Here is a 16,551-nt window from a genome sequence, read left to right as displayed (position 1 = left end):
AGCCAGCAGTGCTGGCTCCTTTAAACAAAAATTGTTTAACGTAATTTTAAAGTCATTAAACCCAAGACAACTAAAATAATAGTAATAATCCAAAAACGAATCACCACTTGGGTTTCTTTCCAACCTTGCTTTTCATAATGATGATGAAGCGGTGCCATTAAAAATACACGCTTGTTACGCATCCGCAGTGAGCCAATTTGCAAGAATACTGATATCGCTTCCATGACAAACACACCGCCCATGATCGCAAAGACGATCTCTTGACGTACCATCACCGCAATCGTACCCAACATCGCACCAAGCGATAGCGCACCGACATCGCCCATAAACACTTGCGCAGGATGGGCGTTGTACCACAGGAATGCCAGTCCTGCACCGATCATCGCCGCACAGATCACCACCAGTTCAGAAGTATATTTGACATAAGGAATATGTAAATAATTGGCAAAGCGCACATCACCTGATAGATAAGCAAATACACCTAGACCTGCTGCAACAAGCACGATTGGCATAATCGCCAAACCATCTAAACCATCAGTCAAATTCACCGCATTGGATGCACCGTTAATCACCAAATAGGTAAAGATGATAAAGGCAATACCAAATGGAATCACAGAAAACGGAATACTCAAATTCTTAAAAAATGGAATGAGTAAATCGAGCATATTGGACGTAAGCACTGGGTCAGTCTGCATCTGTGCAATACAGTACAAGCCAATCCCTGCGCCAAGCGAACCCACCGATGTCCAAAAGAACTTTTTGCGTGCAGGTAAGCCTGCATTGTCTTTATAACGGATTTTAATCCAGTCATCCGCCCAACCCACAGCACCGAAGATGACCATCACACCGAGTACGATCCATACATAAGGATTGCTTAAATCAGCCCAGAGCAAGGTACTAATTCCAATCGACATCAAAATCAGTACACCACCCATCGTCGGTGTACCCATCTTCGCTGCATGGTTTTCAGGTGCGTAGCTACTGACCGCTTGACCATATTTCAAAGCACGCAATTTGCGAATCATCATCGGTCCAAGCAATAGACCAATCCCCAATGCGGTCAATACACTTAGCAAGGTACGCAAGGTCAAATAACGAAATACACGAAATGAGTCATGATAATTCGCAAGTAAATCAAAGAGCCATAACAGCATTTATAATTTCTCCATCAATGCGTCCAAGAGATGCTCCATATGGGTATAACGAGACCCTTTGAACAGCAAACTCACTGGCTGTGGTTGATGTTGTTGAATAATTTGTTCAAGGCGCACTTGCGCTTCATCTTGTGTTGCAAAAGCATAGCAATGTGACACATCTGCACCTCTAGCAACCGCAGGTGCATACTCACCCACTGCAATGACATAGTCAAGTTTGAGCTGTGCCAAATCCTGTCCGAGCTTCTGATGCTCAATCTCTGCATCATCACCCAATTCACCGATATCACCCATCACCATGACTTTGATGCCTTGCTGTTGGAGCAAAACTTGTGCTGCCGCTCGCATCGAGTTTGGATTGGCGTTATAGGTGTCATCAATAAACAAGGTTTGATCTTTTTCAATAAAATTGAGTCGCCCTTTTGCACCTGTCGCCTGTTGCAAACCAATCGCAATATCCTCTAAAGACACGCCCATTGCCAATGCAAAACTGGTCGCTGCTTCAGCATTTTGCACATTATGCGCACCTGCAAAAGGTAAGTCGATTTGTACACTGCCCTTTGGCGTATTTAAAGTAAATCGTGAAGATTGCGCTAAAATCTCAATCTCCGTGGCATAAACATCACCACCTTGACCAAAGCGAATCTGCGCACGACCATTCGCCACATCATTCACAGTGTTTAGAATTTGCGCTGCATAATCATCTTGGGCAGGAATAATCGCCGTACCCTTATTTTTGATATGGGCATAAATCTCTGATTTTGCTTTGCAAATCGCATCACGCCCACCAAACTCGCCCAAATGTGCTGTGCCAATATTCAAAATCCCTGCGGCATCGGGTTGTACCAAGCGACTGGTATAATCAATCTCACCAATATGACTTGCACCAAGCTCTATCACAGCATAACGATGATCAGCACGCAGTTCCAACAACATGATTGGCGCACCGAGATCATTATTTAGATTGCCACGGGTGACTAAGGTTTCGCCGAGCCGAGAGAAGATACTACCAAGCATTTCTTTGGTAGTGGTTTTACCGCTACTGCCCGTCAATGCAACGACTTTTAAATCAACACATTGCTGACGGCGATATGCACCCAAATGCCCCAAGGCTAACCGAGTATCTGCAACAATCAACTGCGGAATATTCACACCGTTAATGGCACGCTCAACAATCACACAACTTGCGTTTTGCATCGCCACTTTTTCGACAAAATCATGTGCATCAAAACGCTCACCTTTCAGTGCTAAAAAAGCATCGCCAACTGTCGCCTCTCGTGAATCGGTGACAATACGCTGAATACTTTCTTTCGACTGGCTTTCTTTAGGCTGAATGCCTTGATGCCAAACGCCTTGTGTTGCACGTCGTAAATCTTGAATAGTCCACGGATCAAGACGGCTGGTACTGGTAGTTGACGTATGCATGTGATGCGATGTTCCTTAAATCTTGATCAATGATTATTCAGCGGGATAGCTATGTGGCTGGTGAGGTTGTGCCTTGATTGCCGACTCGACTTCGACCACATCATCAAACCAATGCCGCACCCCATCAATTTCTTGATAATTTTCATGTCCTTTGCCTGCAATCACCACAATATCACCTTGTTTGGCGTGCCTAACTGCAAACTTAATCGCTTCACGGCGATCATGAATTTCATGGAAATGTTCAGCATTGACGATTTGATCTGCTAAATTGGCTTTCATATCGGCAAAAATTTGTAATGGGTCTTCCGTACGTGGGTTATCTGTGGTCATCAGTACTTGATCAGCACAATCGATCGCAGCTTGGGTCATCTCTGGACGTTTGCCTCGATCTCGATCACCGCCACAACCATACACCGCCCAAAGCTGATGCTCGACATGGGCTTTTAGACTTTGTAATACTTGCGCCAAAGCATCTGGCGTATGCGCATAATCCACAATAAACAATCGCCCTTGGTCAGCAATAACTTGCATGCGACCTGGTGCGCCTTTTAGCTTTGCGACCAAAGGCACAATATCCGCCAATGTATAGCCGAGTTTTTCCACACAGATGATCGCTGCTAAGACATTTTCCACATTAAAGCATCCAAGCAGTGGGCTATTGACCTGAAATTCGCCATTTGCACAATGTAAAGTAAAGCTTGCACCTTCAAGGCTAAATTGCACATCTCTCAAATAATAATCTGCATCCTCATGACGTATGCTATAAGTCACGATGTTCGGCTGAGCAGGATTATTTTTGGCATGCTCGATCATCAATGTTGCAAACTCATCATCTTGATGGATGACTGCATGCTTTAAACTTGGAAAATCAAACAACATCGCTTTCGCTTCAGCATAATTTTCTAAAGTTTTGTGATAATCCAAATGATCACGGCTCAAGTTGGTAAATGCAGCAACGGCAATCGGCATGCCTGCCAATCGTCCTTGCGCTAAACCATGCGAACTCGCCTCAAGTGCTAAATAACGTGCACCTTGCAAGCTGTAATCATAAAAGGATTGCTGTAAATGCAAAGCATCCAGTGTGGTATGCGTCGAGGCTTGTAGATTCGGTAAAATACCATTGCCTGTGGTGCCCATCACGGCAGTAGCTTGACCAAGCATCGTCAATAATTCTGCAATCAATCGTGAAACCGTAGTTTTACCATTAGTGCCAGTGACTGCGACGACTTCTGCTAATTCAATCGGTGCTTTCGACTGTAAGAGCTGTTGCTGTAATAATCCGAGAATTTGACGTAATTGTGGCAGATACAGCACTTTTTCATGTGCAGGCACTTGAACTTCGGTCAATACGCCGATTACACCTTTTTCTAGTGCGCCATTGATATAGTGCTGGGTCTTTTCAAGATCATTATTCACGCCTTGTAGTGCAATAAAAATATCACCTATTTGCACTTTACGGCTGTCTAATTGAAAACCTGAAAAAGTGTCATTCGTCCATTTTGGCAAATCCACATTCGCTGTAAGAGAAGCAATTTCACCCGTCCAAATCTGTTGCAATGTGCTCATCGTTGGGCTCTCCTATTATGGTGCAGTCGCAGTTTCAAGCGGACGATCTAGAGGTACATTGAGCAAACGCAATGACTCTTGCATGATCTTGGCAAACACAGGTGCAGCAACTAGACCACCGTAATATTTGCCTTGCGGATTTTCCACCACCACCACCATCGCAATCCGTGGATTACTGATTGGTGCAACCCCTGCAAACAGCGCACGATACTCATTTTGCGAATAACCTTTACGATCGGCACGCAGTTTATGCGCTGTACCTGTTTTCCCCCCGACACGATAGCCAGGAATCACCGCCTGACGTGCTGTACCACCCGGTTGAGTCACGCCTTCGAGCATTTGCAATACCGTATCGGCAATTTCAGGTTTAACCATTTGCTCGGCTTTTGGTGGCTCAGTTACTTTAAATAAAGTCAAAGGCACTTTTTGTCCGTGATTGGCGATCATCGCATAAGATTGTGCAAGCTGTAACACCGTCGCATTTAGACCATAGCCATAGGACATGGTGGCGACTTCCGATACATTCCACTTACTGCGTGGCAAGATCAAACCTGAACTTTCACCGGGGAACTTCACTGCAGACTTTTGACCAAAACCAAGACGCTGATAAAACAGTGGTAAAGTTTCATACGGTACAGACAAGGCAATCTTTGATACACCGACGTTAGAAGACTTGATCACAATCCCACCGAGATTCAGCGCACCGTAATTATGCGTATCTCGAATGGTATGATTACCTACTCGCATATAGCCTGGTGAGGTATTAATTACTGTTTCAGGCTTATATTTACCTGTTTCTAATGCCATCATCACTGTCAATGGCTTCATGGTCGAACCCGGCTCGAACGAGTCGATCGCACCACGGTTACGCATGGCATCTTTATTGGTAAAGCTTTTTGGATTATTCGGGTTATACGATGGCCAACTGCTCATCGCCAAAATTTCACCTGTTTTGACATCGACAGCGATCGCCGTTGCAGAACGTGCATTGTTCGCCACACCCGCAGCAGTCAGCTCACGATACATAATATATTGTAGTCGTGAGTCGATACTGAGCTGAATATTTTCCCCTGCTTGCCCTTGAGTCAACACTTCTTCAACTTTCAGGCGATTACCCCGACGATCACGCAAAATTCGCTGTTCACCATTGACACCTGCAAGACGCTTATTCAGTTGCATCTCCAAGCCTTCGATGCCTAGACCATTACTATTGGTCACACCAATGATTTGTGCATTCGGCTGTGGTTGAGGATAGTAGCGTTTGTAGGTTTTTTCGGTGTACACCCCTTGGAAGTTTTGATCCAAAATGGCTTGCGCTTTGGCAGGTGGCACTTGACGTTTGATCACGACGTAACGTGTACGCTCACGACGTTTTACATCACTTTTCAGCTTACTTGCATCCACACCAGCGGCTTTGGCAAGCGCATCTAAGTCGAAATTTTTCTGGCTTGGCTTTTTGCCTTCGGCAATATTTTCCTGATTCAGCTTTTGTGCTTGATAATAGTCTGTTGGGTCGATCACCAAAGTCATCACTGGTGTACTAATCGCCAGTGGCACACCATTACGATCATTGATCACACCACGCATCGCTTGGACTTTTTCGGTATATAGAATCTTGGCATCGGCTCGTTCTTGTAAGAACTTACTTTCAATAATTTGCACCCAAAACGCACGGCCAATGAGCAAGACAAAGGCGACAAATACAGCAATCCACAGCAGACGAAAACGCCACATATCTTGCGCAAGAGTTGGCTTGGCGACCACCGCCTTTCGTTTATTTTTGCCTTTTTGTGATTTCAACGCCATGTTGCCTTATTTTCCCAATCTTGCTTAGTTTACTTGAAATACTGTGCAGAATTGAATTCATCCAATTCATTTAAGTCGTGTCAGTGAATTCCAATCCTATTTAAAATTTTGCATCAATTTTGCATCAATTTTGCATCAGTCTTGAAGTCGTTCATGGCACATTTCCCTGACCAAGTTGCGATTCGCCTAGCGCAATTTTCTCTGTTGCCAATTGATTCCCTGCGATCACCACAGTTTGTGATGCAGGCGGTGAAAACATACGAAGCTGTGTCACGGCTCGGCTACCAATCTGCGCCGTTGCACCAAAGGTCTGTTGCTCGATTAGCAAACGCCCCCACTCCGCATTAAGATTATCTTTTTCCTGCATCAGTTTGGTAAAGCCACGATAATCATAACGATATTTAAATACCTGATGCACCACCATAAAGGCACTACCCATCACTGCGACGAGTAATACAAAAATAATGGCAATATTTTGCAGCATGGATTTTTCTTGTAAAAACTCTGCATTGAGCAGTTTACTCGCAGAAGCTTTGCCAAAGTTTTCAGCGGATTGATTCGGCTTGATCTGTTGTTTGTTTTGTTGTTTACGCTGTGGTTGTAATGTCGCCATTTATACTTGCTCCTCACGCATCTCCACACGTGCTGCCACTCGAAGCCATGCACTACGTGAACGTGGATTTTCTTTGACTTCCACTGTACTTGGTGCAATACGTGCAATTTTCTTTAAGCGTCTTGTGTCTTTTTGCGTTGTTTGCGAAAGTACCGCACCCCAATCCTGTTCAGGCAAAGTCGATTCTTTTTGGATAAATTGTTTAATCAAACGGTCTTCCAAAGAATGAAAACTAATCACCGCAAGGCGACCATTGGGTTTTAATAATTCAACCGCTTGCGGTAAAAACTGCTCCACATCATCGAGCTCACGATTGATAAAAATCCGAATCGCTTGAAAAGTCCGTGTGGCTGCGTGTTTATGCTTTTCCCATTTTGGATGAGCGACTTTGACGATTTCAGCCAGTTGCGCCGTGGTGTCGATCTGTCCTGCATTTTTAATCGCTTTGGCAATGCGTCGGCTATAACGCTCCTCACCATATTTAAAAATAATATTGGCCAGCTCGGTTTCATCGACTTCCAGTAGCCACTGCCCTGCGGTGAGTCCTTGCGAGTTGTCCATTCGCATATCGAGAGGACCATTGTGCATAAAACTAAAACCACGCTCAGCTTGATCAAGCTGTGGCGACGACACACCCAAATCAGCCATGATACCATCTACAGCAGTCACACCCAATTCAGCAAGCGCATCTTTAATATCGGCAAAACTGGCATGGATAATCTGGAAACGTGCATCTTCTTCGGCGAGTTTCTGTGCTTCTGCTAAGGCTTGTGGATCTTTATCAAAAGCATAGACTTTGGCATCCTGATCAAGCTGATTTAAAAGCTGACGTGTATGTCCCCCACGACCAAACGTCGCATCAACAAAAATTCCAGACTGCTTCTCACCTAATACAGCTTCAACAGTTTCATTTAACAACACAGAAATATGGGACATGGAACACAACGATTGGTTTTATTAGCTAAACAATTATCTTAAAAATAAATTTAAAATAACACATGTAATTCAGACAATTATTCATGGTTTTGGGACGCATCCCAAGCCAAAATTTGTATCAATTGTATTGAATGTCAAATTTTGCCAGTGTAAGCATTATAGTCAGAGAACTTAAATCCTGCTACAGCGTTAACCTCACTCGCAGTACTATCTGTACACCTTCGTTCGGTTGCCTTGTATCAGAAATTAACTTCTTCGACTATATAAGTCACGTCATTGCTAAAATTCTTTGCATGAGAGTGAACGCCTCAAAAGCAAAAAATGCACATCACCTGAGCAATGTGCATTTTCAATCAATCATAACAGCTTAAAGAACGCGTACCGCACCTTTTGCCGCACTGGTCGAATGCTTCGCATAAATCTTCAAAGACTTAGACACTTTACGCTTACGCTCTTCGACTGGATGCCAGCCTTTATCTTCTTGGATATGACGACGATGTGCCATCGTTGCATCATCAATATCAAGGTGAATGGTACGATTTGGAATATCTATCTGAATAGTATCGCCATCTTCAACCAAAGCAATCGCACCGCCTTCAGCAGCTTCCGGTGAAACGTGACCGATAGATAGACCCGACGAACCACCTGAGAAACGACCGTCAGTGATCAGCGCACAGTCTTTACCCAAGCCTTTCGACTTCAAGTAACTGGTTGGATACAACATCTCTTGCATACCTGGTCCGCCACGAGGACCTTCGTAGCGAATCACTACGACATCACCTGCAACGATCTTGCCACCGAGAATCGCTTCAACCGCTGAATCCTGACTTTCAAAGACACGTGCTGTACCGTTAAATTTCAGAATTGATTCGTCAACACCTGCGGTTTTCACGATACAACCATCTAGTGCGATATTGCCGTAAAGTACCGCTAAGCCACCGTCTTGTGAGAACGCATGCTCTGCATTACGAATCACGCCTTTTTCACGGTCGCCGTCCAAAGTTGAATAATAACGATCTTGTGAGAACGCCACTTGCGTAGGGATACCACCCGGTGACGAACGGAAAAATTCATATACTGTAGGATCTTCAGTACGGATAATGTCCCACTTATCGAGAGCATCTTTCATGGTTTTTTCATGTACAGTGCTGACCGAGGTATCAAGCAATCCTGCACGATCAAGTTCGCCGAGAATCGACATAATACCACCCGCACGGTGCACATCTTCCATATGCACGTCAGACTTCGCAGGGGCAACTTTAGATAACACAGGGACTTTACGAGATAACACATCAATGTCATCCATACTAAAGTCAACTTCCGCCTCATGCGCTGCGGCGAGCAAGTGCAACACGGTATTGGTCGAACCGCCCATGGCAATATCGAGCGTCATCGCATTTTCAAAGGCGGCTTTGGTGGCAATCGAACGAGGCAAGATGCTGTAATCGTCCTGTTCATAATGACGACGGCATAGCTCAACGATCAACTGACCTGCACGTAAGAATAATTTTTTACGGTTGGCATGGGTTGCCACGATCGAACCATTGCCCGGAAGTGATAAACCAAGTGCTTCCGTCAAACAGTTCATTGAGTTAGCAGTAAACATCCCTGAGCAAGAACCACAGGTTGGGCACGCAGAACGTTCAAATGCTTCGACCTCTTCATCGGTGTAGCTATCATCTGCGGCAACCACCATCGCATCAACAAGGTCAATGGCTTTTTCATCACCACGGAATTTGACCTTACCTGCTTCCATCGGACCGCCTGACACAAATACCACTGGAATGTTTAGACACATCGCCGCCATGAGCATTCCCGGTGTGATTTTGTCACAGTTTGAGATACATACCATCGCATCGGCACAGTGCGCATTGACCATATACTCGACCGAATCCGCAATCAAATCACGAGATGGCAGTGAATACAGCATCCCGTCATGCCCCATCGCAATACCGTCATCGACAGCAATGGTATTAAACTCTTTGGCTACACCGCCTGATGCTTCGATCTCACGAGCCACCAACTGACCTAAATCTTTGAGATGGACGTGACCCGGAACGAATTGAGTAAATGAGTTGACTACGGCAATAATCGGTTTACCAAAGTCTTCATCTTTCATTCCTGTTGCACGCCATAAGCCACGTGCACCAGCCATATTACGACCATGTGTTGATGTTTTCGAACGATAATCAGGCATGTGTACTTCCAAAATATGATGCTTGAGTAAACACTATCAGAACCATTTACTCTGGCGAAACTTGCAATGAGTGCTGATGAATCAATCAGCGGAGCTATCGAATAATGATACTACAATTTGAGTGGAGATAGGGAAGCTCTAGCGAGAAGTTCGGTACTCACAAACAAATTAGTGGACAATTCGAATTTCTTTTCATTTTTCTACTGCCTATCAGCGAGATTTTTCCTAATATAAATATGCTATATTTTATCGACTTTCATTTTAATAGCCGTTTTATTTGGGGAAACTAATGGCGTATCTTACGTGGATTGCAGATAATTTATTAAAACAAGCAGTCAAAAGTGTCTTAGAAAAAGGCTTGATTGCCAAGAAAAATGCACCACAGAATTTTAATAAGAATGTCGTTGATCCCTTTGGCTCATTGTTTGAAATGTCTGCATTTGGTTTAGCAAATTTTGCCTATTGGAAAGAACAAGAGTTAAACCGACAAGCGCAGAAAACTTTGCAAAATCATATCGGTAATTTACATCAAGATATTTTAGGCAATGTCGAAGGTTGGCAAAATCTCAAAGTCGGTTCAAATGCAGGTAGTGATTTGGTCTGTATGGATCAAAAAATTGTTGCTGAAATTAAGAATAAGTACAATACATTAACAGGTGGAAAACAAGTTACGCTATATCGAGAGTTTGATAATTTGATTTCACCTAAAGCCAGCTCTTATCATGGCTATACCGCATATTATGTGACGATCATTCCGAAGTCACCAATTCGTTTTGACAAAGAATTTACACCATCAGATAAAGAGAAAGGCGCACGCTGTTTTGCTAATCCAAAAATTCGTATGATTGATGGTGCAAGTTTTTATGCTTTGGTTACGGGTGTCGATAATGCCTTACAGCAATTCTACAAAGTCTTACCCCAAGTCATTGAAGAAATAATGAAAAATGACTTTTCTATGCCAAACTTTGAAATTAAAGATAAGCAAAATTTTGCCAAAATATTTGCGCAAGCATTTTTAGAAAAATAACCATATATAATGTTTGAGTCTGCTTGAGATTCAAGATACTATAATCACCATATATAAGGTTTTGGTATGGTTTTATGACACCCGATTATTTCTCTATTGCTCAAGTCGCAGATATTTTAGGTGTGACAAAAGAAACTTTGCGTCGTTGGGATCACAATGGCGAACTCGTACCACAACGCCATCCTGATAATAACTATCGTGTCTATCATCGTGAGCAACTGATGCACTTTGAGCAAGCCAAAATCTTGTTTCAAAGTGATTGGGACAAAGAACTTGCGATCAAGCCAAAGCGACCATATTCATTGATCGAATTGTTTGCGGGTGCAGGTGGTTTGGCAATCGGACTTGAAAAAGCAGGCTTTAAATCTGTCCTTTTAAATGAATTAGACAAAGATGCTTGCGCCACATTAAAAGCCAATCGTCCTGAATGGAATGTTCTGCAAGGCGATATTAGTGCCCAAGATTTCACGCCGCATCAACATCAAGTCGATGTGATTTCAGGTGGTTTTCCCTGTCAGGCATTTTCTTATGCAGGCAAGAAAATGGGCTTTGAAGATGCACGTGGCACGTTATTTTTTGAATTTGCTCGGGCAATCAAAGAAGTTCAACCCAAAGTCTTTATTGCAGAAAATGTCCGTGGTCTGCTCAATCATGAAAATGGACGCACGTTACAAGCGATTAAAGATGTGATTGCAGAACTTGGCTACACATTAGTCGAGCCTAAAGTCCTCAAAGCTATTTTCTACCGTGTTCCACAAAAACGTGAGCGACTATTATTAATTGGCATTCGTAATGATTTGGCACATTTTGCTGAGTTTCAATGGCCCTCGCCTTATCACAAAGTGTTGACTTTAAAAGATGCACTGAAAGCTGGCGAGCTGTTCGATACAGATGTCGCACCATCACAAGGACAAAAGTATCCACAGCGCAAAGCTGAAATTTTAGACATGGTACCTCAAGGTGGCTATTGGCGTGATTTACCCGAGCCAATCCAAAAAGAATATATGATGAAAAGCTATTACCTCGGTGGTGGTAAGACAGGTATGGCAAGGCGTTTATCATGGGATGAGCCAAGTTTGACATTAACCTGTGCGCCTGCGCAAAAGCAAACCGAACGCTGTCATCCTGATGAAACTCGTCCGTTGACCGTTCGTGAATATGCTCGGATTCAAACCTTTCCTGATCAATGGCAATTTTCAGGTTCGCTGTCTTCGCAATACAAGCAAATCGGCAATGCAGTACCTGTTAATCTTGCGCATGCTGTCGGTCGTGCGGTGATTGATGTATTGAATCAACTTGAAGATGTAAAACAATTGAAATTAATTTAACTTTAACAGGATTTTTAGCAAAGAAGTTTATGTAATTCAGAATCTTAAATTAACATATTCCTAAAAATCAACAGTCTTATCAATTTTTGTTATAAAATAATCCGCTTGGTTTCTATTTTTTCAAAACAAATATTGTTCAAAAGGCTCGGTTATGTTTTCAGCCCTAGCTCGTCTAAGCTTAGTTTCACGTATTTTGATCGCCATCGTCTTAGGCGGTCTCGTGGCATATTTATTCCCTGAGTCTGCAAGTTATGTCAGCATATTGGGTGATTTATTCATCAAGGCGTTGAAGTCGGTTGCACCGATTTTGGTCTTTATTTTAGTCCTTGCGTCGATTGCCAATTTTAAAGTCGGTCAAGGAGCAAGCAACCTCAAGCCGATTTTAGGCATGTACGTGATCGGTATGTTACTCGCTGCTACCAGTGCCGTCATCGCAAGCAACCTTTTTCCAAGTACACTTATTCTCACCATCGACCCTGAAACACAGCTACAACCGCCAAACAGTATCGCCGAAGTCCTCAAAACCTTATTACTCAACTTTATTAGCAACCCTGTGACGGCGTTGCATGAGGCGAATTTTATTGGGATTCTCGCATGGGCAGTAGGCTTAGGCATTGCGCTACGTCATGCGTCAGATACCACGCGTCAGGTACTCACGGACATTGCGGATGGCGTCAATCACATTATCCGCATCGTGATTAGCTTTGCACCGCTGGGGATTTTTGGTTTGGTGGTGGCGACGTTTGCCCAAGCGGGATTAGATACTTTGGAGCATTATGCGCATCTCATCATTGTTTTGGTGGCGACCATGGCTTTTGTGGCACTGGTGATCAATCCGATTTTGGTGGCGATCGTGATGAAAAAGAATCCATATCCGTTGGTGTTTAAGTGTTTGGAAGAAAGTGGTATTACCGCATTCTTTACACGTAGTTCGGCGGCGAATATTCCTGTGAATTTAGACTTGGCAAAGCGTCTAGGTGTCTCTGAATCGACCGCAAGTGTGTCCATTCCACTCGGTGCAACCATCAATATGGCAGGTGCTGCCGTGACCATTACCATTTTGACTTTGGCTACGGTGAATACGTTGAATATTGAAGTGGACTTTTTAACGATGGTGGTATTGTCTGTGGTGTCTGTGGTGACAGCGTGTGGTGCGTCAGGCGTTGCAGGTGGGTCACTACTATTAATTCCAGTCGCATGTGGTTTGTTTGGAATTTCTTCGGAAACTGCCATGCAAGTGGTGGCGATTGGTATGGTCATCAGCGTCTTACAAGACTCGACCGAAACCGCACTCAACTCATCAACAGATATTCTATTTACCGCTGCGGTAGATTTGTCGAAGAAATGATTTGTGAAAAATAATTATTTATAAAAATCATACAGGTGTATTCGATTAATCAAAAATAGGCATCTTTAATTAATCCCCTCCTAACCTCCCCTTAAAAGGGGAGGAACATACAAACCTAAGTAAGTTCTATGGACTATTTCAATAATGGTTTTAAGAAATGTCCAGTATGTGAACCTTTGGCTTTTGCCACTTGCTCAGGTGTGCCTTCGGCAATAATTTCACCACCACCTGAGCCACCTTCTGGACCAAGATCAATAATCCAATCAGCTGTTTTCACCACATCGAGATTATGCTCAATCACCACAATGGTATTCCCTTTTTCACGTAGCGTATGCAGGATATCGAGTAACTTGGCAATATCATGGAAATGCAATCCTGTGGTTGGCTCATCGAGCACATACAGCGTCTTGCCTGTATCACGCTTAGCAAGTTCACGAGCCAGTTTCACCCGCTGTGCTTCACCACCTGACAATGTGGTCGCCGCTTGCCCAAGACGGATATAGCCCAAACCGACATCATTTAATGTTTCCAAACGACGGTGAATGGTCGGAATCGCATCAAAGAATTGCGCTGCATCTTCTACGGTCATTTCCAACACTTCGGAAATATTTTTACCTTTGTAATGCACTTCTAAAGTTTCACGGTTATAGCGTTTGCCATGACAGGCATCGCACGGCACATACATATCAGGTAAGAAGTGCATCGCCACTTTGATCATGCCATCACCCTCGCAGGCTTCACAGCGACCACCTTTGACATTGAACGAGAATCGCCCTGCGGCATAGCCACGAGCACGTGCTTCAGGGGTCTGAGCAAACAGCTCACGAATCGGCGTGAATAATCCTGTATAGGTCGCAGGATTGGAGCGTGGTGTACGACCAATTGGGCTTTGGTCAATATCGACCACTTTATCTAAGAACTGCAAACCATCAATCGACTCAAACTTTTCTGCTGTGAGCGTGGTTGCACCGTTGAGTTGCGTCAAAGCCAACGGTAATAAAGTACGATTAATTAATGTCGATTTACCTGAACCTGATACACCCGTCACGCAAGTCATCACACCAGTCGGCAAGGTCAGGCTGACATTTTTTAGGTTATGCCCGCTTGCACCTGTGAGGCGAATGGTTTCATCAGGACGAGGCGATTTTTTTCGTTCTTTTGGTACAGCAATTTTTAATTTTCCTGAGAGGTATTGCCCTGTCAGTGAATCTTTATGATCTGCCAAATCTTGCGCAGTCCCTTCGGCGATGATTTCACCGCCATGCACACCCGCACCCGGTCCAATATCAATGATGTGATCCGCCGCACGTATTGCATCTTCATCATGTTCAACGACTAATACCGTATTGCCTAAATCACGTAGGCGAATCAAAGTTTGTAGTAGGCGGTCATTATCCCGTTGATGCAGTCCAATCGACGGCTCATCGAGCACATACATGACACCCATCAAGCCTGCACCAATCTGCGATGCCAAACGAATCCGCTGTGCTTCACCACCTGACAAGGTTTCTGCGGAACGCGCAAGGCTCAAATAATTCAATCCAACGCTCACCAAGAACTGCAAGCGCTCTCGAATTTCTTTAAAAATTTTATCGGCGATTTCACCTTTTGCGCCCTCAAGCTCAATGCCTTGATAATAATTTTCCGCTTCGCCAATCGACATTTGCGTAATATTGGCAATGGTTTTATCGAGCACTCGCACATGACGTGAGATTTCATTCAGTCGTGAACCTTCACAGCTACTACATGCTGCATTGGAAAGATATTGCGCCAAATCCTCTCGCACGTAGTTGCTTTCGGTTTCACGGTAGCGGCGTTCCATGTATGGCAACACGCCCTCAAATGGCGACACCCGATTGTGCTTACGTCCACGCTCATCGACATAGGACAGATCGACTTTTTCTTTGCCTGAGCCTTGCAGAATGACTTTTTGCTGTGCTTTATCCAAATCTTGCCACGGCTGATCCATCGGAATCTCGAAATGCGCAGCGACTTTTTGCACGATGGTGAAATAATACGGATGCTGACGATCCCAACCACGAATTGCACCTTGGCTGAGGCTAAGTTCGGCATTTGGTACGAGTTTATCAGGGCTAAAATGGCTACGTGTCCCCAGACCATCACAAACAGGACATGCACCAAAGGGATTATTAAATGAGAATAAACGTGGCTCAAGCTCCGCCACCGCACGATCACACTGCGGACAACTATGTTTTGCCGAGAAAATACGGTCAGGATGTTCGCCTTTCATCCATGATAAAGTGACTAAATCACCGCCAAGTCGTAGCGAAGTTTCGATGGATTCTGCGATACGATTACCCAAATCATCACGGACTTTAAAGCGATCGACCACCACTTCGATGGTGTGTTTTTTCTTTTTATCGAGTTCGGGCGGCGTATCAATATCAATGATTTCACCATCAACACGGGCACGGACAAAGCCTTGTCCTTGTAACTTTTCAAATAAAGTGCTGTATTCGCCTTTGCGCTCACGCACCACTGGCGCTAGCAACATAATCGCCGTATCTTCAGGAAGCGCACGGATTTCATCGACCATTTCCGATACTGTCTGCGCCACCATTGGTAAGTCATGCTCAGGACAGTATGGCGTACCGACACGTGCATAGAGCAAACGCAGATAATCGTAAATTTCCGTGATGGTGCCGACCGTTGAACGTGGATTATGACTGGTGGATTTTTGCTCAATCGCAATCGCAGGACTTAAACCCTCAATCGCATCGACTTCGGGTTTTTCCATCTGTGATAAAAACTGACGTGCATAGGCAGACAGCGATTCGACATAGCGACGCTGACCTTCGGCATATAAAGTATCAAATGCAAGTGATGATTTGCCTGAACCTGATAGTCCAGTGATCACCACAAATTTGTCACGTGGAATGTCCAAAGACACATTTTTCAAGTTGTGGGTACGTGCACCACGAATGCGAATATGACTTTGACTCATTCTGCTGTCCTGTTGTTATTTGGCGAAAAACAGTATTGTATATGAAGATGTCTAACAATTATTCAAGTTCACAAATTGAAATAAAAGTTTGAACTATTACACCTGACTCAGATTGATTTATTGTTTATGGTTAATTTGCTTTATAATATCGGCGTTAAAAATCGACCGCTACAACCATTTAAAAGC

General features: G+C 44.0%; 11 protein-coding genes. 3 read left to right on the top strand and 8 right to left on the bottom strand.

The window, feature by feature from the left end; genetic code table 11:
- Nucleotides 1–35: 35 nt before the first annotated feature.
- From mraY to ilvD, 7 genes are all read right to left on the bottom strand, one after another.
- Nucleotides 36–1,154: a phospho-N-acetylmuramoyl-pentapeptide-transferase gene (mraY, locus tag ACE3PQ_RS00830; protein ID WP_374294323.1), complete on the bottom strand. Its 1,119-nt coding sequence runs from the start codon at nt 1,152–1,154 to the stop codon at nt 36–38.
- Nucleotides 1,155–2,579, bottom strand: coding sequence for a UDP-N-acetylmuramoyl-tripeptide--D-alanyl-D-alanine ligase (gene murF, locus ACE3PQ_RS00825; RefSeq protein WP_374294321.1), 1,425 nt, complete (start codon nt 2,577–2,579; stop codon nt 1,155–1,157).
- Nucleotides 2,580–2,612: 33 nt separating this feature from the next.
- Entirely contained in the window at nt 2,613–4,145 is a 1,533-nt protein-coding gene (locus ACE3PQ_RS00820; RefSeq protein WP_374294319.1) for a UDP-N-acetylmuramoyl-L-alanyl-D-glutamate--2,6-diaminopimelate ligase, read from the bottom strand.
- 15 nt (nt 4,146–4,160) lie between these two features.
- Entirely contained in the window at nt 4,161–5,951 is a 1,791-nt protein-coding gene (locus ACE3PQ_RS00815; RefSeq protein ID WP_374294317.1) for a peptidoglycan D,D-transpeptidase FtsI family protein, read from the bottom strand.
- A gap of 151 nt (nt 5,952–6,102) precedes the next feature.
- Nucleotides 6,103–6,435, bottom strand: coding sequence for a cell division protein FtsL (gene ftsL / locus ACE3PQ_RS00810; RefSeq protein WP_374294362.1), 333 nt, complete (start codon nt 6,433–6,435; stop codon nt 6,103–6,105).
- A gap of 129 nt (nt 6,436–6,564) precedes the next feature.
- Entirely contained in the window at nt 6,565–7,500 is a 936-nt protein-coding gene (gene rsmH / locus ACE3PQ_RS00805; protein WP_374294315.1) for a 16S rRNA (cytosine(1402)-N(4))-methyltransferase RsmH, read from the bottom strand.
- A 367-nt stretch (nt 7,501–7,867) separates the two neighbouring features.
- Complete coding sequence (gene ilvD, locus ACE3PQ_RS00800) at nt 7,868–9,697, bottom strand: dihydroxy-acid dehydratase (protein WP_374294313.1); 1,830 nt, start codon at nt 9,695–9,697, stop codon at nt 7,868–7,870.
- Between the two features lie 289 nt (nt 9,698–9,986).
- On the opposite strand from ilvD, the gene ACE3PQ_RS00795 reads away from it, so the two are divergent.
- From ACE3PQ_RS00795 to sstT, 3 genes are all read left to right on the top strand, one after another.
- Complete coding sequence (locus ACE3PQ_RS00795; RefSeq protein WP_374294312.1) at nt 9,987–10,724, top strand: Eco47II family restriction endonuclease; 738 nt, start codon at nt 9,987–9,989, stop codon at nt 10,722–10,724.
- Nucleotides 10,725–10,798: 74 nt separating this feature from the next.
- A complete protein-coding gene (dcm, locus tag ACE3PQ_RS00790; RefSeq protein WP_374294310.1) occupies nt 10,799–12,052 on the top strand; it encodes a DNA (cytosine-5-)-methyltransferase in 1,254 nt (417 codons plus the stop codon).
- 151 nt (nt 12,053–12,203) lie between these two features.
- Nucleotides 12,204–13,400 (top strand): serine/threonine transporter SstT, encoded by a 1,197-nt coding sequence (gene sstT, locus ACE3PQ_RS00785; RefSeq protein WP_374294308.1) that lies wholly within the window; start codon nt 12,204–12,206, stop codon nt 13,398–13,400.
- Nucleotides 13,401–13,533: 133 nt separating this feature from the next.
- On the opposite strand, the gene uvrA is transcribed toward sstT, so the two are convergent.
- The gene (uvrA, locus tag ACE3PQ_RS00780) at nt 13,534–16,365 is read right to left on the bottom strand and encodes an excinuclease ABC subunit UvrA (protein WP_374294306.1); all 2,832 of its coding nucleotides are present in this window, start codon (nt 16,363–16,365) and stop codon (nt 13,534–13,536) included.
- Between the last annotated feature and the right edge of the window lie 186 nt (nt 16,366–16,551).

The organism is Acinetobacter sp., from assembly GCF_041911495.1.
In the GTDB taxonomy this organism is placed as follows: domain Bacteria; phylum Pseudomonadota; class Gammaproteobacteria; order Pseudomonadales; family Moraxellaceae; genus Acinetobacter.
Note: the sequence above shows the minus strand (reverse complement) of the source record. Positions and strands in the feature narration are given on the sequence as shown.